Source organism: Aquirufa sp., assembly GCF_044342065.1.
In the GTDB taxonomy this organism is placed as follows: Bacteria; Bacteroidota; Bacteroidia; order Cytophagales; family Spirosomataceae; genus Aquirufa.
In genome coordinates this window covers 1-22,949 of the sequence record NZ_JBIIQN010000006.1, presented here as the reverse complement: position 1 = coordinate 22,949, position 22,949 = coordinate 1, and the positions used below count along the sequence as shown (strand labels likewise).

General features: G+C 40.6%; 15 protein-coding genes. 5 read left to right on the top strand and 10 right to left on the bottom strand.

What is annotated here, in order from left to right; genetic code table 11:
* The first annotated feature begins 142 nt into the window (after nucleotides 1–142).
* The 5 genes from ACIQZ2_RS03720 to ACIQZ2_RS03700 all read left to right on the top strand — a co-directional run bounded on the left by ACIQZ2_RS03720 (nucleotide 143) and on the right by ACIQZ2_RS03700 (nucleotide 7,927).
* Nucleotides 143–2,686, top strand: coding sequence for a TonB-dependent receptor domain-containing protein (locus ACIQZ2_RS03720; RefSeq protein WP_395767498.1), 2,544 nt, complete (start codon nucleotides 143–145; stop codon nucleotides 2,684–2,686).
* Between the two features lies 1 nt (nucleotide 2,687).
* Nucleotides 2,688–3,899 (top strand): T9SS C-terminal target domain-containing protein, encoded by a 1,212-nt coding sequence (locus ACIQZ2_RS03715; protein WP_395767497.1) that lies wholly within the window; start codon nucleotides 2,688–2,690, stop codon nucleotides 3,897–3,899.
* Nucleotides 3,900–4,037: 138 nt separating this feature from the next.
* Nucleotides 4,038–5,096 carry an alkaline phosphatase family protein gene (locus ACIQZ2_RS03710; protein ID WP_395767496.1) on the top strand — a complete coding sequence of 353 codons (1,059 nt, stop codon included), beginning with the start codon at nucleotides 4,038–4,040 and terminating at the stop codon, nucleotides 5,094–5,096.
* A gap of 118 nt (nucleotides 5,097–5,214) precedes the next feature.
* A complete protein-coding gene (locus tag ACIQZ2_RS03705; RefSeq protein WP_395767576.1) occupies nucleotides 5,215–6,672 on the top strand; it encodes an inorganic phosphate transporter in 1,458 nt (485 codons plus the stop codon).
* 61 nt (nucleotides 6,673–6,733) lie between these two features.
* Nucleotides 6,734–7,927, top strand: coding sequence for a porin (locus ACIQZ2_RS03700; protein WP_395767495.1), 1,194 nt, complete (start codon nucleotides 6,734–6,736; stop codon nucleotides 7,925–7,927).
* 36 nt (nucleotides 7,928–7,963) lie between these two features.
* Here ACIQZ2_RS03700 and ACIQZ2_RS03695 read toward each other — a convergent pair whose 3' ends face one another.
* The 10 genes from ACIQZ2_RS03695 to rpoC form a co-directional block, all read right to left on the bottom strand.
* Nucleotides 7,964–9,106: a glycosyltransferase family protein gene (locus ACIQZ2_RS03695; RefSeq protein WP_395767494.1), complete on the bottom strand. Its 1,143-nt coding sequence runs from the start codon at nucleotides 9,104–9,106 to the stop codon at nucleotides 7,964–7,966.
* Nucleotides 9,058–9,873, bottom strand: a complete 816-nt coding sequence (locus tag ACIQZ2_RS03690; RefSeq protein WP_395767493.1) for a UDP-2,3-diacylglucosamine diphosphatase — start codon at nucleotides 9,871–9,873, stop codon at nucleotides 9,058–9,060. The genes ACIQZ2_RS03695 and ACIQZ2_RS03690 overlap by 49 nt, the downstream gene beginning before the upstream one ends.
* A gap of 134 nt (nucleotides 9,874–10,007) precedes the next feature.
* On the bottom strand, nucleotides 10,008–11,303 hold the full coding sequence (locus ACIQZ2_RS03685) for an MFS transporter (protein ID WP_395767492.1): 1,296 nt from the start codon (nucleotides 11,301–11,303) through the stop codon (nucleotides 10,008–10,010).
* Between the two features lie 20 nt (nucleotides 11,304–11,323).
* Nucleotides 11,324–11,989 (bottom strand): bifunctional 4-hydroxy-2-oxoglutarate aldolase/2-dehydro-3-deoxy-phosphogluconate aldolase, encoded by a 666-nt coding sequence (locus ACIQZ2_RS03680; protein ID WP_395767491.1) that lies wholly within the window; start codon nucleotides 11,987–11,989, stop codon nucleotides 11,324–11,326.
* Between the two features lie 2 nt (nucleotides 11,990–11,991).
* Nucleotides 11,992–13,002, bottom strand: coding sequence for a PfkB family carbohydrate kinase (locus ACIQZ2_RS03675; protein ID WP_395767490.1), 1,011 nt, complete (start codon nucleotides 13,000–13,002; stop codon nucleotides 11,992–11,994).
* Nucleotides 13,003–13,005: 3 nt separating this feature from the next.
* Complete coding sequence (uxaC, locus tag ACIQZ2_RS03670) at nucleotides 13,006–14,409, bottom strand: glucuronate isomerase (RefSeq protein WP_395767489.1); 1,404 nt, start codon at nucleotides 14,407–14,409, stop codon at nucleotides 13,006–13,008.
* Between the two features lie 17 nt (nucleotides 14,410–14,426).
* Nucleotides 14,427–15,878, bottom strand: coding sequence for a tagaturonate reductase (locus tag ACIQZ2_RS03665; protein ID WP_395767488.1), 1,452 nt, complete (start codon nucleotides 15,876–15,878; stop codon nucleotides 14,427–14,429).
* 108 nt (nucleotides 15,879–15,986) lie between these two features.
* Nucleotides 15,987–16,307 carry a DUF3467 domain-containing protein gene (locus ACIQZ2_RS03660; RefSeq protein WP_395767487.1) on the bottom strand — a complete coding sequence of 107 codons (321 nt, stop codon included), beginning with the start codon at nucleotides 16,305–16,307 and terminating at the stop codon, nucleotides 15,987–15,989.
* A 45-nt stretch (nucleotides 16,308–16,352) separates the two neighbouring features.
* Entirely contained in the window at nucleotides 16,353–18,488 is a 2,136-nt protein-coding gene (locus ACIQZ2_RS03655; protein WP_395767486.1) for a peptidase domain-containing ABC transporter, read from the bottom strand.
* Between the two features lie 124 nt (nucleotides 18,489–18,612).
* On the bottom strand, nucleotides 18,613–22,938 hold the full coding sequence (rpoC, locus tag ACIQZ2_RS03650) for a DNA-directed RNA polymerase subunit beta' (protein WP_395767485.1): 4,326 nt from the start codon (nucleotides 22,936–22,938) through the stop codon (nucleotides 18,613–18,615).
* Nucleotides 22,939–22,949: the final 11 nt, after the last annotated feature.

Below are 22,949 nucleotides of genomic sequence, written 5' to 3'. Positions count from 1 at the left end.
TGTTGAAATTTAGTCAAAAAATTAAATGGAGGATTTCATGTTACGGAATTGTTAAGTGTAAGAATATCCTTTTAACATTGACATAACGAAAGCCTTACATTGGCTTAATCGTATCCAGAATTGGCTAGTATAATTTTGTTGCATGATTAATTCAAGCAATAAATTATTTCACACCAATTCCATCATGTATTCATTTAAACACCAATTATTCATTTTATTATTTTTAATACCTTTACTTTCTTTTGGTCAAACTCAAGTTTCAGGAGTTGTAAAATCATCTAAAGAGACACTTATTGGTGTTACGATCTGGTTAAAGAATCCTACTTCAGGGAAAAACATTGGAGCATCGTCTGACGTCGATGGTAAATTTATATTTCAAAATGTAGCCCCAGGGAAGTATACGTTAAGTTCAAGTTATGTGGGGTACAAAGAATTTGTCAACAATTCATTTGTCGTTGGTTCTGAACCCGTCATCGTTTCTATTGAATTAGAAGAGGATAGCAAGTTACTCTCTGACGTAGTTGTACGGACTGTAGTTAAGAAGGAAACGGCATCTGCGTTAATTAATACGTTAAAAGCCAGTTACATTGTGGCAGATGGTTTATCGATTGAATCAATTAAGAAAACCCCCGATAGAAACGTAAGTGACGCGTTGAAGCGTGTGAGTGGTGTAACGATCCAGAATGATAGATTCGTACTTGTACGTGGTCTTGCAGATCGTTATAATTCTGCCTTATTAAATAAAACACAATTGCCTTCAACGGAACCAGATCGTCGTGCCTTTTCTTTTGACATTATTCCGACGGCATTAATTGATAATATTATTATTAATAAAGGGGCTGCGGCTAATTTGCCTGGTGATTTTGCTGGAGGTTTAGTTCAGATTACAACTAAAGAAGTTTCGGGTGATTTTGCCTCTGCTTCCTTAGGGGTGAGTTATGGTTCTTTATCTACTTTTCAAAACTTTAAATTAATTGAATCTGTCGCTTTCCCGTCTATTTTCCCTGCGACAAATACTTTTCGAGTGAGTGGTAACGGAGATAAGCGTGCCTATACCAAATTGATTGATTCACCAGGGATCACCGAGTCATCAAGTATTCCCAATATCAACGGTAGTGTTTCTTTTGGGGTAAAGAAAAATAATTGGAACGTATTATTTAGTTCTACTGCAAGAAATACCTTCTCCTCAAATACAACCGAGCGGATTGATTATTTGTCCTCTACGGATTTAGCCTATAAATACAAAGACATTAACTTCTCCCAAACGAAGTCGTTAAGCGGTTTATTGAATGTGGTTTATTTAGGCGAAAATCGTTATAGTTGGAAAACTATCGCGAATTACCAAACAGAAGATTACTTCTTAAATAGAACAGGAGAGAACTACGATAACGTACAGAATGTATTCAGTAATTCTTCAAATGCGATTCGCAAAATGGTAGTTAATACCCAGTTTGATGCGAAAATCAAGACTTGGGATTTTAACGTGGGCTATAACTTAATGCTTCGTGATCAGCCCGATTACCGTGTAAATCCAACTGCATCGTATTTGAACTCGGGTGATCCATTCCTAACAGCATGGAGAGATACTTACCGTTTTTGGAGTGTGATGGATGAAAATTCAGGGAATGCAGCGATAAATAAGTCCATAGGTGATTTTAAGGTAGGGATGGGTTATTTGAAGAAATACAGAAATTTCAAGGCGCGTGTTTTCCGGTATGAAACCATCGATATGTTAGGTGAGATAACGAATAATACAGATCGTTACACGGCGGATTTTGACTTAGCAAGTGGATATGTGATGTACGAAAAAGAAATCGGTTTACTTAAGCTAAACACGGGTTTGAGAACAGAATATAACGTATTTACGATTGGGACGGCGGACTTTAGTGGCCAAAAAGTAAACGTTCAACGGGAATATTTAGATCTTTTACCTTCGTTGAATTTAACCTATGCTGCTACAGAGAAAACGAAATGGAGAACTTCTTTAAGTAAAACATTAGCTAGGCCGGAGTTCCGTGAGGTAGCGAATTTTGCTTACTATGACTTCGTTCGTAACGCGCAGTTATTAGGAAATAAAGACCTAGAAAAATCCGATATCTACAATGTGGACTTTAAGTGGGAACTCTATCCTAACGCGGGAGAGATCTTCTCTGTTGGCGTTTTTGGAAAAAAATTCATTAAACCTATTGAGCAAATTGTAGCCGATGGTTCAGTTCCTTCAAATCTAGCTTTGACCTACACGAATCCTCCATCCGCCATTGTTTATGGTTTAGAAATGGAATTCAGAAAGTCGATTAATTCTTGGTTGGATCTTTACTCAAACATGGCATTAATTCAATCGGAGGTTGAAGTGCAAGGTGTTAAACGCCAGTTGCAAGGCCAATCTAATTATGCATTGAATGGAGGGTTAAATTTCCATAAAGGAAATAATACCATCAACCTAACCTATAACCGAGTTGGTGATCGTATTGCATCAGTTGGTTTTCAAGGGTATCCAGACATTTTTGAAAACTCAAGAGACGTTATTGATATCGTTTTCTTAAGAAAATATAATAAGGGGGAAATTAAATTGGCGGTAAGCGATATGCTTGCTCAGCCTACTGTTTTCTACCAAAAGCCATCACGTGATTTAATAAAAACAAACAACGAAACATCTGTTTCACTCACCGTTAATTACAACTTCTAACATGAAAAAATTACTTTTTATCGTTGCAGCTTTAGCGACATTTAGCTGCTCAAAGGATTTAGGTGGCGATGTTGCCCCTATCAACGTGCCATCCACAACTACGTTAAGTGGTAACATTTCTGTAACGACTACTTTGACTGCGGACAAGGAGTGGACATTAAAAGGATACGTTTACGTAACCGATGGAGCTACATTAATTATTCAACCTGGAACAGTTATTAAAAGTGATATCTCGGAGAAGGGCGCTTTGTGCATCGAGCGAGGGGCTAAAATTCAAGCTGAAGGTACTGCAGCTAAGCCAATCGTATTTACCTCTGGTAGACCTGCTGGCGAACGTACTCCAGGGGATTGGGGAGGAATCGTAATCCTAGGAAGAGCCAAAACGAACCGTACGTCGGAGCCTACTATAGAAGGAGGTATTGGCCGCGCTTATGGCGGCTCAAATGATGAGGATAACAGTGGTGTGATGAAATTTGTGCGTATTGAATACGCGGGTATTGCCGCTTTACCTAACTCTGAAATCAATGCCTTGACTTTGGGAGCTGTAGGTAGCAAGACGGTGATTGAAAATGTACAGACAATCTATGCCAATGACGATGCATTTGAATTCTTTGGAGGAACGGTATCCCCTAAGTATTTATATGCCTATGCAACAGCGGACGATGATTATGATTTTGATTTTGGGTACACGGGTAAAGTTTCATTCTCTATTTCAAGACGTGATCCACAATTCGTAGATACAGGCGATGCAGGAAATGGAATCGAATGCGATAATGACGGAACAGGCTCTTCAGCGACTCCGTTTACGCGTCCAGTATTAGATAACCTAACATTAATTGGACCAAATGATCCAACGGCACTTTCTAATCACAACCTAGCGATGCGTTGGAGACGTGCTACTCAGTTTGAAGTAAGTAACTCCACGTTTATAGGCTACATGAAAGGGGGCTTTAGCTTGGAAAGTAATGAGACAGCACAAGCCTATAAGGATGGGAAGTCAATCTTCAAAAACAATAAAATAGGCACCTTTACCACCAATACCTCAAGGAATTTTATTAGTGGAGCAACGTCAATCATCAGTTCTGCGGATGTGAAAACAAAGGCCTTGGCAGATGGAAACACGGAGATTGAGTCTACAAATGCTGAAATTTTAAAACTAGAAAAGCCAAGCTGGACGACAGGATGGACTCGTTTTCCAACAAAAGGCAATTAAGATTTTATATTGGTGTATTGAAGTAAATGTCGGTAGGTTTCCTGCCGACATTTCTTGTCAATCAAGAAAATTACACGTTGTTAATCTTTGGGTTAAATGTGTAAATTAGCTTTGAGTCAGAAACCAAACCTTTTTAACATGAAGTGGAAATATACCTTACTAGCGGCTTTGCTCTCTTTTGGTGCGATAGGCCAACAATCAGTTGATCATCGGGTGATTGTGATAACGACTGACGGGTTTCGTTGGCAAGAGGTATTCACCGGATTAGACGCCGAAATAGTTAAATCAAAGAAGTATCACCACGGGGATAGCCTTCGATTAGTTGAAACCTATGGAGGTAAAACAGCGGAAGAGAGCAGAAAGAAATTATTGCCCTTTATGTGGTCTACCATGCAGAAACAAGGTCAAATACACGGAAATCGGGCTGCTGGCTCTCTGGTTAATGTAGCTAATCCGTATTGGTTTTCGTATCCTGGATACAGCGAGATTTTAACGGGGCAAGTAGATACCGCAGTTAATGCGAATGATTACAAGCCTAACCCCAACACAAACTTTTTTGAGTACTTGAACGCGTTACCAGCCTACAAAGGTAAGGTAGCCGCTTTTGGTGCTTGGGATGCATTTGATCGGATCTTGAATGAGAAGCGTTCCGGTTTTCCCGTAATTAATGCATTTGATTCCTATCAAAGTTATGTCAAAACGAAAGATAGCGAATTGCTTTCCCGCATGACAAAAGATTCTTTTCGGGCTTTTGGCAACGCGGAGGTATTGGACGTTTTTACGCATTACCAAGCAATGGATTATTTAAAAAATAAAAAGCCCAAAGCAATGTATATTTCGTACGGCGATACGGATGAATTTGCGCATGAGGGAACTTATAATCATTATTTAGATGCCGCCCACCGGGTAGATGCCTTTATTGCTGAGATTTGGAATTTTGTGAATACAGATCTTGATTATAAGGGAAAAACTACCTTGTTGGTTACAACCGATCATGGACGTGGTGATGCCATTAAATCAGAATGGACATCGCATGGCGAGAAAGTGAAAGACTGCCATGAAATATGGTATGCCATGATCGGCGCGAATGTGCCTAGTTTGGGAGAGGTGAAAACTTCTGAGCAGATCTATCAAAAAGAGTTGATTCATAAAGTTGCTTCAACCATGGGATTGACATTTAAAAGTGAGCAGCGTTAGATTAAAAAAATGTAAACGTAATCTTTAGATTACACTTTGTTAACAATTTCTTAACATTGGAAAGATGATGAAGGCCTACTTTTGTGCCGTAATTATCACCAATATAAATAAACCTATCATGTTCGGACTCGATCCAACTTTGCTATTCTTGTTATTTTTCTGCCTATTTGCAGCGTGTGCCTTCGAATTTGTGAATGGTTTTCACGATACAGCTAATGCGGTGGCAACGGTAATTTACACGCATTCATTGAAACCAACGCAAGCTGTTGTATGGTCAGGATTCATGAATTTCTTAGGTTTATTGACAGGCGGAGTAGGTGTTACGATGAGTATTATCGGATTGTTACCCACTGAACTACTCATTGATTCTAATGTGTATCATTCGATGGCAATGGCTCTCGCGCTATTATTATCCGCTATTTTATGGAATCTTGGAACGTGGTATCTTGGTATACCGGCGTCTAGTTCTCATACTTTAATTGGATCTATAATAGGTATTGGTGTGGGTCATGCCCTATTGCCTGAAAATTCTACAAAAGGTGTTTCTGCCATCAACTGGGATAAGGCGATTGAGATTGGTCAAGCCTTATTGTTATCTCCTTTGTTTGGTTTTGCTGCGGCAATTATCTTAATGTACATCTTAAAGAAGTCGATCAAGAACAAGGCTATATTTAAGGAACCCAAAAAGGACACTCCTCCACCGATGTGGATTCGAGCTATTTTAGTGACGACATGTACGTTAGTTTCTTTCTTTCATGGTAGAAATGATGGCCAAAAGGGGATTGGATTAGTTATGGTTATTTTGATTGCCTTTTTACCCGGATATTTTGCGGTGAATACAAACTTAAATCTAAATGAGGTGAAAGCTAGTTTGTCAACAGTTAAGGCTGTTACCGCTAAAATTGACACGCTACCTCTTTCTGAAAAGGAACGTGAAAGCTATCATAAAATCATGGACGCAAGTACTGATTTAGATGTAATTATTGCTTCGGGCTTATCGCCCGCAAAATTGACCACAATACAGAAATTTGATATTCGCAAAGCTGCTTTGAATATTAATAAACATGCTAAGAAATTATTAGAAAGCGAGTCGGTAGATTTATCTGCAGGAGATAAGAAGATTTTAAAGAAAGCAACTGCCGGAGATAAGGCACCATTCTTTAGTTTTGGTTCGACTTCGTCAACAGGGATTGCTGGCGTAACAGACTTTGCACCTGCTTGGGTGATGTGGATTGTGGCATTATCATTAGGTCTAGGAACTATGGTTGGTTGGAAACGAATCGTTGTAACCATCGGTGAGAAAATTGGGAAAAACCACTTGACATATGCGCAAGGAGCTTCTGCGGAGTTGATTGCATCGATAACCATTGGATTAGCAACAGCTTACAAGTGGCCCGTAAGTACAACGCACGTATTATCATCAGGTATCGCAGGAACTATGGTTGCGAATCGTGGAATTAAAAACTTGCAAGGGGGAACGGTAAAAAATATCGTTATGGCATGGGTATTAACGCTCCCTGTTACAATTATTCTTTCAGCAACTTTATTTGTTCTTTTCCGCTGGATTGCGGGGTAAATTCTAGTAAGGTCCTTGTACTTTGAGTACAAGGACACGCATATCAAACACCAATATAAAAATGAAAAAAGTTTCCCTTTTCTTCGGGACACTAGCTATGCTTTTGTCTTTAGATTCCGTAGGCCAGTCGGCACCAAGTACTAAAAAATGGTATGATTCCTTCAGTATTCGTGGATATGGCCAAGTACGCTACAACCGATTGTTTGAAACAAATGATAAGTTGAAGTCTGAGCAAGGCGACCGTAGTATAGGAGATAATGGAGGTTTTTTTATTCGCCGACTCCGCATTATTTTCAGCGGCCAGATTAATGAGCGTGTTTATTTTTACATTCAACCTGATTTCGCAAGTAGCGCTTCTTCAACAGGCTTACATTTCGGTCAATTGCGGGATGCATATTTTGATTTAGGATTAGATAAGGATAATGAATTTCGTTTCCGTGTAGGTCAAAGTAAAATACCTTTTGGTTTTGAAAATATGCAGTCAAGTCAAAATCGGCTGCCTTTGGATCGGAATGATGCTTTGAATAGTGCGGCATCCAATGAACGTGATTTAGGAGTTTTTTTCTATTGGGCTCCTGCTAAAACGAGAAAATTATTTAGTTCATTGGTGAATGATGGATTAAAAGGGTCTGGAGATTATGGTGTATTTGCCTTTGGTGCGTATAATGGTCAGACAGCCAATAAACCTGAGTTAAATGATGAGCCTCATATTGTGGCAAGGTTATCCTATCCGTTGGAAATTAAAAATCAAGTTATTGAGGCAGGGATTCAGGCATATTCTGGTCAATGGACCATGGCATCCGATCAGTTGAGCGCGGGAGTGAAATCAAATAGTACGAAAACATATCTCGATGAGCGCGTAGCTGCTAGTTTTGTTTTATATCCGAAGCCTTTTGGTATTCAAGCAGAATACAATGTGGGAACAGGCCCCGAATTTGACAAGAAAACAGGCAGCATCGAAAACAGAAGGCTTTCTGGGGGATATGCTACCTTTTCTTATAAGCTTGACCTTAACAAACAGGTGTTGATTCCTTTTTTACGTATTCAGAATTATGAAGGGGGTAAAAAACATGAACTGGACGCCCGGAGTTACCGAGTAAATGAAACGGAGATTGGAATCGAATGGCAGCCAAACAAGAATTTTGAGCTTGTGACGATGTATACTATGTCAACAAGGCGTGCGGAGGATTTTAAATTAAAAGAAAATTTACAAACCGGAAATTTGCTCCGCATTCAAGCACAAGTTAATTTTTAGCAATATGTAAGGCAGGTGTTATAGCTGCCTTAATTTTTACCACGTGGTAGATAAGCCCCCTTCATTCTTCGGACTAAATTTCGGAGCATGAAAAGGTTTACGAATTAAGTCGGTCAATAGATAGCCAAAATTAGCTTGAGAAACCCAGTACTGATAGCGTTCTTGCACGAGTTTATGATGTGGTAAATAATCGTTGAAAACATTTAGGTCAAACGACCCTGCTCGTACGCCTGCGCCCGATAATTCTCCATCGTGTGCATTGATCATTTGTTCAATGTGATTCGGTACAGGAACCATCATTACAGGTTTACCTAAGTACATCGCTTCAGCTACGGATTCAAAACCTGCTGTCGAAATCAAACCTGCGCAATGCGTCATTTTCTCCAAATATTTTTCTGCATCGATGGGATGAAAAGTTAACGATTCAGAATATGCATATTCTGTTTTACGCGTCGGATTATCCCAAAAACAATCCAATTTAACTTCCGGATGTTTTTCTGACCAAGCCATGATTTCATCCGCTAAGCGGTAGTGAGTTAAATATACTAGCCAGCTTTCCCCCGCTTGCGGTTGAATTGATTTAACCTCTTGACGAAGCAGAGGAGGAACTGTTATGATGTTACGTTTTGGATCGTTCGGGATTGGTCGAAAGGATAAACCCAATAATTTCCGAGAACCTATCGCCGTAATCTTGGTGTTGATATTCAGTAAAAAACGATCTAAGGCTTTTTCTTCAATGGATTCGAAATGTTCATTTAATAAAAGGTACTGATGTCCGATAGACATGCATGGCGTTTTAGATCCAGATTTTAGAAAGTATAATCCGGTGATGGACTCATAGAAGTTGACAATACCATCGGGCTTTAATTCATCAATGAAATCACCTAGTTGTGTCGCGCTTTTCCAATAAGTGCCAAATTTCGTAAACGCCTGCAGGGCAGTTTTTCCGAGCTGCACCGATTTCCCTTTGCCATAATTAATGGAGGGACTTTCGTATTGGATGATGGGGGTATCTCCAATAAATTCTGCAAAAAATGGTGGGATTTTTCGGCCTTCAAATGAACCAACAGCATAGCCAACGACCTCGTGTCCCGCCTCTCGGGCAATTTGAGTTAGCGAGATTGCTTGGGTTAAATGCCCGCGACCTTCGCCTTGAACGGTAAAGATGAATCTGCCCATAATATGTCGCTTAGTTCTGTTTTTAAATCAAATGTGGTGTAATCAAGTAATTGCCATTCTCCCGAATGTGTCTCAACTAAAGCGGTTAATGATTCTACCCAATCCCCTGAGTTCATGTAGGTAATCCCGTCTATTTGTTTGATTTCGGCTTTGTGAATATGTCCACATATAATGCCATCGGCTTCTTTAGCTTTGGCTAATTCTGTTAATTTCTCTTCAAAATCCGAAATGAAATTTACGGCCGCTTTTACCTTCTGCTTGATGACTTGCGATAAAGAATAATAGGGTTTTCCTTGCCAAGTACGGTATTGATTGTACCACTTATTCAACCACAATAGAAAGGTATAACCGATATCTCCCAAATAGGCTAGCCATTTCATTTGGCTGGTAATGCTATCGAAAATATCACCGTGTGTGATGAAGTATTTTTTGCCGTGCGAGCTCAACATGTAATCTTGTCGGATCGAGAATTGTTTACCAATTTTCAAAGGCAAAATTTGGTCCAAAAAATCATCGTGATTTCCGCGTAAGTAGATGACCTCCGTATCAAAACGGTCCATCATTTTTAATACGGCACGAAAGAATCCAGTGTGTTTTTTCTTCCAAGAGCCCCCTTTTTTCAATTGCCAGCCATCAATGATGTCTCCATTTAAGATAAGCTGGTGGCAGGAATGTGTCCGAAGGAATTCGTTTACCTCTTTGGCTTTTGCTCCCTTACTCCCTAGGTGTAAGTCGGAGATGACGATGGTCTTGTAGGTTGGCCGCATGGCATATATTTTCGTTTAACAAAAATACATGCTAACTATCAAGCCTTGATTAATAGAATGTTACGTAAAAATTAAGGTTTGGTGACCAAATAATATTCACCAAACCTTAAATTATATTCCGCGAAATAGTGAGACTAGTCGTCGATCCTTGCTGTTTCTAATTTAGGTGCGAGCGTATAGATAATTGCCCAAGCCAACAAATAAGCAGGGCCACAGCATAAGAAGATGTAGTTATAACCTGCATTTAATTCATTTATTAATTTGTAATGATCCAATAGCGAACCTACATAAAAGAAAAAGATAATTCCGCCTACGGAACCAGCCATTCCCCCAATTCCAATGACAGAACTTACCGCTTTCTTAGGGAACATATCCGTAGCAATGGAGTAAATATTCGCACTCCAAGCCTGATGCGCTGCCGCCGCCAATGAAATCAAGGCAACCGCTTGCCAAATGTTATCACAATAGCTGGCTAACATAATAGGTACTACTGCTAAAGCAAATCCTAACATGGAAATTTTGCGGGCATTGTAAAATGCCCATCCTTTATTAATAAGCATCCCAGATAGCCAGCCCCCACCAATACTACCTACCGTTGTTGCAGTGTATACAACCACTAATTCTAGACTAGGTTTACCTAAGTCCAAACCAAACTGGCTCTTAAAGTAGGAAGGTAACTGAGTTAATAAAATCCACCAAATGGGATCTGTTAATAATTTGCCAAATAAGAACGCATAGGTTTGTTTAAATCTAAATAATCGTCCCCATTTAACCGGTTCTTGATTCTCATCTTTTTCATCCATGTCCGCATGAATGTAATCATACTCTTCCTTAGTTAGGTTCTTTTGTTTCAAAGGGACTTCATAGTATAACCACCAAAAAATCAACCAAATAAAACCAACGGCACCGGTAGCAATAAACACCATTTGCCATCCGAATTGACTAAAAATCCAAGGTACAACGATCGGCGCAACGACTGCCCCAATGTTAGCTCCTGAGTTAAAAATACCGGTTGCTAAGGCTCTTTCATTTTTAGGGAACCATTCTGCTGTCGTTTTAATGGCAGCAGGGAAATTACCCGATTCTCCCAATCCCAACAATGCACGCATAAATGCAAAACTCATAGTACCAGAAGCCAACGCATGTAGCATGGCCGCTAAACTCCATGCAATGATGGAAATGGTATACCCTAATTTTGTACCGATGCGATCTATAATACCACCAAACCCTAAAAGTCCAATCGCATAAGATGCTTGAAAGGCCATATGTACATACATATAGTTTGATTCACCATTTGGTCCATCCCATCCAAACTCATGTGCTACTAACGGCTTTAATAGACTAATTACTTGTCGGTCTAAATAGTTGATTGTTGTCGCGAAAAAGAGCAATGAACTTATTCTCCAACGATAATTTCCAATTTTATTCATGGTTATGGGGTTTTTAAGGCTTATTTTAAGCCCTTATAAATGTGTATTAAATCACTGATGGTATTCGAAATACTTTGATAATCTTGTTTGGCTATTAAGGCTGGAGGAAATAATTGTGAGCCCATTCCTACCGCTGCCGCACCCGCATCAAACCAGGATTTCATGCTTTCGTGCGTTGGCTCAACGCCACCCGTTACCATGATTTTACTATGTGGCATGGGTCCTTTGATAGCTTTAACGAATCCTGGTCCAACCACATTACCAGGAAAAATTTTCACAATTTTAGCACCTAGGACCTCCGCATTACGGATCTCCGTTAAGGTCATCGTACCTGGCATCCAAGGTACATCGTGTTTAGCACAAATTTCGCCTACTTCCGGCGTAGTGAAAGGTTGCAACATAAAATCAGCCCCCATTTGAATGAATTCAGATGCTTGCTTTGCGTCATATATTGTACCAATACCCAAGACTAAATCTGGACACTCCTTCTCACAAAATTCGATTAGTTTGGCAAAGATTACCGGGGCTTCTATACCGCGGTTCGTAAACTCAAATACGCGAATTCCGCCATCATAACAAGCTTTTAAGACTTGTTTAGCGACACCTAAATCCGCATTAAAAAAAAGGGGTACGATGGGTGTTTCGGTAATTCGTTGGTATACAACTGAAGAACTATTTCTTGCCATGATTATCGGTTTAAGCGACCAGTCAGATCGCCTTTCATTACTAATTCAATTTCATCCAAATTCGCTCGATTGATATCGCCTTCTATGGTATGTTTTAACGCGGAGGCTGCTACTCCAAATGACAAAGACTTTGCTTCATCCATGTAAATTAGATTTCCATAAATGTAGCCCGCCATGAAGGCATCGCCGCCACCAATGCGATCAACAATTTGACTAATTTCAACTGTTTCAGATTTCAACACTTTATCTCCATCAAAGGACACCGCTGAAAGCGTATTTTGCGAGGCGGAAATTTGACCTCGTTTGGTATTTATGATTTTTTTCAAACGCGGGTATTGGGCCATGATTTGCTTGCAAATGGAATGCCAACCACTTTTTACACTGTCGTCTGGCACGATGCCTAAAATATCCTCCGCATCTCCTTTTCCACAAACAATGATGTCACAACCTTCAATTAAGTCCGGCATAACTTCTTGTACGCTTTTCCCATATTGCCACAAATTTTTGCGATAATTTACATCGGCAGAAACTGTGATTCCCATCGCATTAGCTACCGAGATTGCTTCGCGTAAAGCTTGAGCTGCCGATTCTGAGATCGCTGGGCTAATGCCGGTCCAGTGGAACCAGCACGCATCTTTAAATATTTCTTGCCAGTTAAATTCCGATGGACTCAAGTTGGCAAATGCAGAATCTGCTCGATCATAGGTCACTTTACTCGGGCGCATCGCTGCTCCAAACTCCACAAAGTATAAACCCAAACGTCCTTCTCCATAAACAATATGCGAAGTATCAACACCCACTTGAGCATAATATCCTGCAGCTGCTTTTCCTAACTCATTCGCCGGGAAACGCGTCACATGCTTAGCCGGTATACCAAGATGTGCTAAACCTCCAGCTACATTAGCTTCACCACCACCATAGGTAATATTGAAGTTTTGTGTCTGTATAATTCGGCTATAGCCCGGAGGGCTTAATCGCCCCATAATTTCCCCAAACGTTACTACTTTTTTCATGCTTTATTCAAAATTAAAAAATGACGAGGCATTTTTGTAAGAGATGTCCTCAACCAATTTCCCTAACCAAGGGATGTCTGCCGGCAATTCACCGTTTTCTACATCTTGGCCAAGTAAATTACATAAGATTCTTCGGAAATATTCATGTCTCGGGAAAGATAGGAAACTACGCGAATCAGTTAACATGCCGACAAAGTGACTTAACATACCCATGTTTGAAAGTGCATTAATCTGCTTTTCCATACCATCTTTTTGATCCAAAAACCACCAACCAGACCCGAATTGTATTTTTCCTACAAGGGTGCCATCTTGGAAATTACCCGTCATGGCCGCAAATAATTCGTTATCTCTTGGATTTAAATTATACAAAATGGTTTTTGCCAATTGGTTTGTTGAATCAAGATGATTTAAAAATGCTGACAAGGGTTTTGCTTGTTCAAAATCACCAATCGAATCAAACCCAGTATCGGGCCCCAATGCGCCTAATAATCGCGCGTTGTTGTTACGCAAAGCGCCTAAATGGAATTGCTGCGTCCAACCCCGAGCATGATCTAAATGGGCGAAATAGACAAGCATGGCCGATTTAAATTGCCACTTCTCTTTTTTACTGATTAGCTTTCCCGTTATTAAACGCTCAAATATCAATTCGATTTCTTCACTTGTAAATTCATCCGCATAGATGTGTTCCAAGCCATGATCGCTTAAGCGGCATCCTGCATCATGGAAGAAATCATGGCGAGATTTGATCGCTGCTTTGTAATCTGATAAACTGCGAATCGAGTGACCAGCCGCCTCTGCTAAAGCCTGCACATATTCGACAAAAATCACTTCATCATCTACCCCCATTGCTTTGTCAGGACGGAATGTGGGCAGGACTTTAATGCTAAAACCACTCGCTGCGATTTGCTTATGATACGCTAAATCGTCAATCGGATCATCCGTCGTACATAGCGCCTTCACATTCATTTTTAGCAATAGATTTTTTACAGAGAATTCTTTTGTGCGGAGCAAAGCGGAACAATGATCGTAAATGCGTTTGCCAGACTCCGCATTAAGCAATTCCGTAACGCCAAAATACCGTTGTAATTCCAAATGTGTCCAGTGATACAAAGGATTACGCATCGTATATGGAACCGTTTCCGCCCATTTCATGAATTTCTCCTCATCGCTTGCATTACCAGTAATGTATTTTTCATCTACCCCATGCGCACGCATCGCACGCCATTTGTAATGATCACCGTATAGCCAGATTTGGGTAATATTGTCGAATTGCTTATCCTCCGCAATTTGTTGGGGCACCAAGTGATTATGATAATCGATGATGGGCATCTTAGCCGCAAAATCATGATAAAGTTTTTGCGCCGTTGGCGTTTGTAATAAAAAATCTTCGTTTAAAAATGCTTTCATAATTATTCCAGAAGTCCTTAAATGTATTTTTGTACAGCCGCCACAAATCCAGGCAAAGCGCTTAAATCTTCACCCCAAAGTTTAGTGTCTGATAATACTTTATTCAAATCAAAATCTTTCCATGCCTCGTAAAAGTACCCAGCATAATCGCAATTAATCGGATACAATTCACCATTTGAATCTCCGTAATATTTGCCGTTTTCTTCCTTCACAGCCTGCATGAATTGTAAATATGCCGCAAATCCCATGGCAAAAAGCTCTGGTGCCTTGCCAAATTCCTTGTAGTAATTCACCAACAAAGGAATATTACGCATGCGCATTTTCGTTGTGTATTGTACCGTGATATCAATCAATTTATGGTTGATGAATGGGTTTTTGAAACGATCTAACACCGCCCGACCAAAACGATCAGCCACTTTAAAATCCATTTTATATGGAATGGCTAAGGCTAATTCACTTAGCATTAAATTCATGATTAATTTGCTCAAATAGCTATTTGCCATGGCGTCTTTCACTAGTCGAAAACCCAACAAGTAAGACATTCCACACATCAAGGAATGCGTACCGTTTAATAAACGTAATTTTAACTCACGGTGTATTTCGATATCCTCTGCTATGACAACTCCCGAATCGGTTTTGGCGAAACTTAATACTTCCCGAACCTTTGCGCCACCCTGAATAGCCCATAATCTATAGACCTCTGAAACAAGCATGTTTTTGTCTTCATAGCCTAAGTCTTTATAAAGTGTGGCGGCCGTTTCTGCATCTGGGGCACCAGGTACAATGCGATCCACCAATGAATTACAGAAATGGTTTTCTTGTTGTAACCAAGTGGTAAACGCATCAGGTAATTGATGGTCAGCAACTAATTTAAACACGATTTCTCTCAGCGCATCCCCATTATTGATGATTAACTCGGTAGGAATGATGACCATACCCGTGTTGGGCGCACCTTTAAAATGTTGCCATCGGGCATACAAGAATGCTACTAATTTAGCTGGGAATGATTTTGGACAAGCTCCTTCAATGGGATCATTTGCATGATATTGAATGCCTACTTCCGTGGTGTTCGAAATAATAACCTGCATATCAGGACTTTTAGCACATGCTAAAATTTCATTCCAAGCCGTAGCAGCTGTTATTGTTCTGGAGATGGAGGCATTAATAATCGTTTCCTCGATGGCAACACCCTCTTCGATGCCTTTGATACATTGAGTGAATAGCCCATCTTGTTCAGTGAATGTGTCAGCGCCTGGACGATCCGTTGATTTAACCACAACTATTCGACCTTTGAATTGACCTGCATTATTTGCCTTATCAATGAAATAATCAACTAGCCCGCGCAATAAAACCCCTGTTCCAAATTGCAAGACTTTTTCAGGATAGTCAAAGACGGCTGGGTTAGGATACAGAACCTTTATTTTGGAAGAAAATCCGGCTGCTAAATTTTGTTTATTTAATATGGACATGCCTAATGTTAGAGTTGTTCTTTCAGGTTAAAAGGCTAAATAAACCCTTTTTTACCCAAAAAGCCCGAAATAATTCGGGCTTTGGTATAGATAATTTTTTTAAAACGATTACGCCTCGCCTATGGGCCCATTATATGACATGGGAAATTGGAAGCCTGGATCTCCTCCCTCTTTATTTATCGTGCCAAAACTATCTTCATAACGTTGAACATTTTCTTGCAATGCTTGCAACAAGCGGTAGGCATGATCCGGTGTCATAACGACGCGGGACTTTACTTTTCCTTTCGGAATCCCAGGTAAAATGCGGATAAAATCCATGACAAATTCGGATGGGGAGTGGGCAATTAATGCCAAGTTTACATAAGCGCCTTCCGCTAGTTCTTCAGGCAATTCGATATTTAATTGGTTCTCTTCTGTAGGGTTTTCCATGGTCAATAGTTATAAGATTTGAATTTACAAAAGTGTGTGGACAGATTAAACCAAAATGGCATTTTGTTTTTCGCATAAATTGAAATATACATTTCTTGCCTCCATTAAGGTGCTGTGATTACCTGATTCCACACAGGTCCCGGCATCAATCACATATATGAGGTCTGCATTTTTGAAATTATGCATGCGGTGACTAATCAATACTATGGTTCGCACTTCTTCCCGAATGACCTGAAGTATTTGAGCTTCGGCCGTGGAGTCCAAAGCAGCTGTGGCTTCATCCAATAGTAGTACTTCAGGTTGGCGGTAAAGCGCGCGCGCAATTGCAATTCGTTGTTTTTGGCCACCTGATAATGCAATACCATTTTCACCAATGATCGTTTCTAATCCGTGTTCGAATTGCTTGATAATGGGATCTAATCCGATACGTTTAGATAGGTTTTTAACGCGATCTACATTGGGTGAGATTTCTCCCAAGGCAATGTTTTCACTAATACTTCCATTAAATAATGCGATTTCTTGAGGAACGCAAGCAATTTTCGCACGTAATTGCTCTGTCGAGATGTAATCAAAAGATTCACCATCCCAAGAAATTTTTCCCGTTTGGGGGGTATAAATTTTTTGAAGTAAATGGAAAATGGTGCTTTTACCGGAGCCGCTTTCACCAACAATCCCCGTGAATTCTCCGGCCCTAATTTGAATAGTTAAATTCTTTAGTATGTTCCTTCTAAATCCATATTGAAAACTGATTTGCTGGAATGATATATTCGTAAAGTCGGCATGTGGTTTTTTTAGCCCTACATCATCTGGAAGCATTTCCATCACATCGTGAAAGCGTTCACTTGCAATGTGGGCAGATTGATGCGCTTTATTTGCTTGAATAAGCTGAGCCAAAGGTCCTGAAAAATAGCCATACAAGGCAAAAAGAGCAAATAATTCACCTATGCTTAGGCTTTCTTGGATTACCAATTCTCCCCCTTTCCAAAGGAGTAACAAGGTGAAAAATGCGCGGATGCATTGAACCATAAAGTCAGAAAAAAAATTCAGCCGGTTGGATTGAAGAACCATCCCTAGAAACTTATCGAGTAAATGAATGGTTTTTTGCTTTAGAAAGTCCTGGGCTTGAAAAAGCTTGAGTGTTCGTATGTTGCTCAGGGATTCTACCAGGTGGTTTTCTAGATGAGCCGTTTGTTCCATCATATTGCGTTCTTGTTCCTTATTCCAGCGGCTAGCAAAATAAAATACAAGTAAGTGCAGCGGAATCATGCTACTCATGTACCAAGCCAAGCGGGCATCCCAGTAGAATAATACCCCAAAAGCTGTTAAAACGATACTGGCATTCAATAGAATATCAAGTAAAACTTCATTCGCAAAATGCCTTATTTTGACCGCATCACTCACGCGTGACATAATTTCACCTACTCGGTATGTATCAAAAAATCGTTGTGGCAGATTATAAATATGAGAAAAATAACTTCCCATGATTCCACGGTCTAATTGATGTCCCGTATCCAATACATAGTGTGATTTAAACGCTTGAAAGCCGAATTGAAGCAATAAAATGCCCGCCATTCCTATGGCATAATGCTGAAGCATGTCAAGGTTTTTTTGCGGAATGATAACATCCGCAATTTGTTGGATAAATAGACTCGTAGTCAGACCCAAAAAAGTATAGAATGTTGCAGCTAGCCAACTAAACAAAAGCCGGAACTTGAAGGGATAAATCATTTTCCAGAAACGTGCATATAGCGGAGTTTGCGCATTGTAGGCTTGAAAATTTTCTGCTGGCTGGATCAATAAGACTATTCCCGTCCAAAATTTCTCAAACTCAGGCCAGGTTATTTTCCGTGTTTCTCCAAAGGTAGGATCCATGACCTTCACATAGTGATCATTCAGCTCACTAATCACCATAAAGTGCGTTAAGCGTTGTTCAATCACGCCATGGACGATTGCTGGTAATGGAAGGCTAATTAATTGCTCGCGCGTTCCGCGTAAAGCCTTCGACTCGAAGCCCATCTGCTTAGCTGCATGTAACATACCTAGCAAGTTGGTTCCTTGCAAATCCGTTTGCGCCCAGAGCCTAATTGTAACCATAGGAAGGTGTAAGCCATAATGCTTGCCTATAGCGGCCAAGCAGGCGATTCCACAATCTTTTGCGTCTTGTTGTTTGATAGTGACCATGCCCATAATTTGGCAAGGAAAACGAGAAAACCTTATTCGAAAAAAGTATTTATCAAGAAGCTGATAAAAAAAGAACCCTGAACGGAAATGTTCAGGGTTCTCAACGCAAAAGCGGCTAGTTAAATTAGTTACCTGCTGCTAATTCTTTTACTTCTTCTACTTCAGATGCTGTCGCTTTTTCCAACTGCTTCAACTCATCTGCTGAGTTTACTAAGATGTTTTTATAACGACGTACACCTGTACCAGCTGGAATCAAGTGACCTACGATAACGTTCTCTTTCAAGCCGTCTAAGGTGTCCACTTTTGCACGAATCGATGCTTCAGAAAGAACTTTCGTTGTTTCTTGGAACGATGCAGCTGAGATGAATGAATCTGTACCTAAAGATGCTTGTGTGATACCTTGTAAGTTTGAAGAAGATACCGCTGCTTGCGCATCACGAACTTTCATCAACTTCATATCACGACGCTTCAATGATGAGTTCTCATCGCGTAAAGCACGTGCTGAAAGAATCATACCTGCTTTATACTTTTCTGAATCACCTGCATCAGTAACTACTTTTTTATCCAAGATGGTATCATTTTCTTGACGGAAGACAAAACGATCTACGTTTTGACCTTGTAAGAATTGCGTATCACCTGGCTCTAGGATTTCAACTTTCTGCATCATTTGACGTACAATACATTCAATGTGCTTATCGTTGATTTTTACCCCTTGAAGACGGTATACATCTTGAATCTCATTTACTAAGTATTCTTGAACCGCTGTAGGTCCTTTGATTTTCAAGATATCAGAAGGGGTAATGGCTCCATCAGATAATGGCATACCTGCACGTACGAAGTCATTGTTTTGTACCAAAATAAAACGAGTCAATGGTACTAAGTAGTGACGCTCTGTTCCTTCTTTTGGCGTAACGATAATCTCGCGGTTACCACGCTTGATAACACCGTATGAGATAACACCATCGATTTCAGAAACAACCGCTGGGTTAGATGGATTACGCGCTTCGAATAACTCCGTTACACGCGGAAGACCTCCCGTAATGTCACGTGTTTTACCTGCCGCACGTGGAATCTTCGCGATGATTTGACCCGCTTTGATTTTATCTCCTTCGTCAATCGCCAAACGCGCACCTACCGGTACGTTGTAAACCAAGTTATCCTTGCCTTTAGCAACAACCAATACGGATGGGTTTTTCGTCTTATCTTTCGATTCGATGATTACCTTCTCACGCATACCTGTTTGCTCATCAGCTTCTTCCTTGTAGGTATTGTTTTCTTCGATTGCCTCGAATTCAATTTTACCTTCAGCTTCTGATAAGATTACGGCATTGTAAGGATCCCAAACGCAAATTTCATCGCCTTTTTTAATCGCTTGCCCTTCTTTTACACGTAGGAATGAACCGTAAGGTACGTTGTTCGAAATCAACACCTGCTTATTTGCTGGGTTAACAATCTGAACTTCACCCGAACGACCCATAACGATTTCAGTTGGGTTACCATCTGCATCCGTTGAACTTACCGAACGAACTTCTTCAAAGTTGACAATACCATCAAACTTCGCTTTCACGCTCGCATCCAAAGAAACGTTTTGAGCTGTACCACCCACGTGGAAGGTACGTAATGTCAACTGTGTTCCCGGCTCACCGATGGATTGTGATGCAATTACACCAACAGCCTCACCGATGTTCACCATACGTGCCGTAGACAAGTTACGTCCATAACATTTCGCACAAACACCACTACGTGTTTCACAAGTTAATACCGAGCGAATTTCTACCGAATCAATAGCTGTTTCGTCGATTTTTTGTGCTGCAATTTCAGTGATCTCTTCGCCTGACCCAACGATCATTTCACCAGAAACTGGATCAATAACGTCATGTACAGAAACGCGGCCTAAGATACGTTCAGATAATGGCTCGATGATTTCCTCATTGTCTTTCAATGGGAATACTTCAATACCACGTAACGTACCACAATCTTCTTCATTCACGATAACGTCTTGAGCCACGTCATGTAGACGACGTGTCAAGTAACCCGCATCGGCTGTTTTCAAGGCAGTATCTGCCAAACCTTTACGCGCACCGTGTGTTGAGATAAAGTACTCTAATACGTCAAGACCTTCTTTAAAGTTAGAAAGGATTGGGTTTTCGATGATTTCACCTACCGAACCTTGTAAGTTCTTCTGAGGTTTCGCCATCAAACCACGCATACCCCCTAGTTGACGAATTTGCTCACGAGAACCACGGGCTCCAGAGTGCATCATCATGTAGATCGCGTTAAATCCTTGGTTGTCCTCTTCCATCTGCTTCATCAAAGTCTCGGTAATTTTCGAGTTAACTTTTGTCCAGATGTCAATAACTGCATTGTAACGCTCGTTATCTGTGATTAAACCCATTAAGTAGTTGTCCCAAACTGCTTGAACATCATCCTGTGCTTTCTTCACTAATGAAGCTTTCTCCGCAGGAATTTGAACATCACCAATACCCATCGATAAACCACCGTGGAAGGCTTGTTGGAAACCTAATTCTTTGATATCATCCAAGAATTGCGCTGTACGAGCCATACCACAGATCTTGTGAACGTGTGAGATGATTTGTTGCAACTTCTTCTTCGTCAATAACTCATTGATGTAACCTACTTGCTCAGGAACACATAAGTTGAATAATACACGACCCGCAACAGTTTCCACCATTTCTTGAACCAATGTACCATCTTCTTTACGTACCGTAGCTTTCACCACGATGTTCGCGTGCTTAGACAATTTCTTCTCGTTCAAGGCGATAACAACCTCCTCAAATCCGTAGAAACGAGATCCCTCACCAGCCACTTTGTGATCTGGTGTCGACTTACGTCCTTTTGTTACATAATATAAACCTAACACCATGTCCTGAGATGGTACCGTAATAGGCGCACCATTCGCTGGGTTCAAGATGTTATGCGATGCAAGCATTAATAAAGAGGCTTCCAAAATCGCTTCATGTCCTAGTGGAACGTGAACCGCCATCTGGTCACCGTCAAAGTCGGCGTTAAATGCCGTACAAGTTAATGGGTGCAATTGGATCGCTTTTCCTTCGATTAATTTCGGTTGGAATGCTTGGATACCCAAACGGTGTAACGTAGGAGCACGGTTTAAAAGAACTGGGTGTCCTTTCATGACGTTTTCCAAAATATCCCAAACTACTGGATCTTTACGGTCAACAATCTTCTTCGCAGACTTAACTGTTTTTACGATACCACGTTCGATCAACTTACGGATAACAAACGGCTTGAATAATTCAGCTGCCATGTCTTTTGGAAGACCACATTCGTGCATTTTCAATTCTGGACCTACCACGATAACCGAACGACCTGAATAATCGACACGCTTACCTAATAAGTTTTGACGGAAACGACCTTGCTTACCTTTCAACATATCAGAAAGAGACTTCAAGGCACGGTTACCTTCCGAACGAACCGCATTTACTTTACGTGAGTTGTCGAATAAACTGTCAACAGCCTCTTGCAACATACGTTTTTCGTTACGTAAGATTACCTCTGGCGCTTTGATCTCGATCAAACGCTTCAAACGGTTGTTACGGATAATCACACGACGGTATAAATCGTTCAAGTCAGATGTCGCGAAACGACCTCCATCTAATGGCACCAATGGACGTAATTCTGGTGGAATTACTGGAACCATTTTGATGATCATCCACTCAGGACGGTTGTCGATACGACCTACTGATTCACGGAATGCTTCTACTACTTTCAAACGCTTCAAAGCCTCAGCCTTACGTTGTTGAGAAGATTCTGTATCAGCCGCGTGACGAAGATCAGCCGATAAGCTATCTAAGTCGATGCGTGTTAATAACATGTTTAACGCGTCAGCACCCATTTTCGCGATGAATTTCTGTGGATCTTCATCAGGCAGGTGTTGGTTCTCGCGAGGTAATTTATCTAAGATATCTAAGTACTCGTCTTCTGTTAAGAAATCAAGGTATTGGCTACCGATCTTTCCTTCTTCCGCGTACATACCTGCTTGAACGACACAGTACCGCTCGTAGTAGATAATCTGATCTAATTTCTTCGTAGATAATCCAAGCATGTAACCGATTTTGTTCGGTAAGCTACGGAAGTACCAGATGTGTGCTACGGGAACCACTAATTCGATGTGGCCCATACGCTCACGACGTACTTTTTTCTCCGTCACCTCTACACCGCAACGGTCGCAGATGATGCCTTTGTAGCGAATACGCTTATATTTTCCGCAATGACACTCCCAGTCCTTGGTTGGACCGAAAATACGCTCGCAGAACAAACCGCCCATTTCGGGTTTGTAGGTACGGTAGTTAATTGTCTCCGGTTGAGTTACCTCACCGTTTGAACTTTCAAGAATCGACTCCGGTGATGCCAATGAGATGGTCACTTTTTGGAAATCGCTGTTCAGTTTTCTCGTCTTTTTAAATGACATTTTCGATGTAT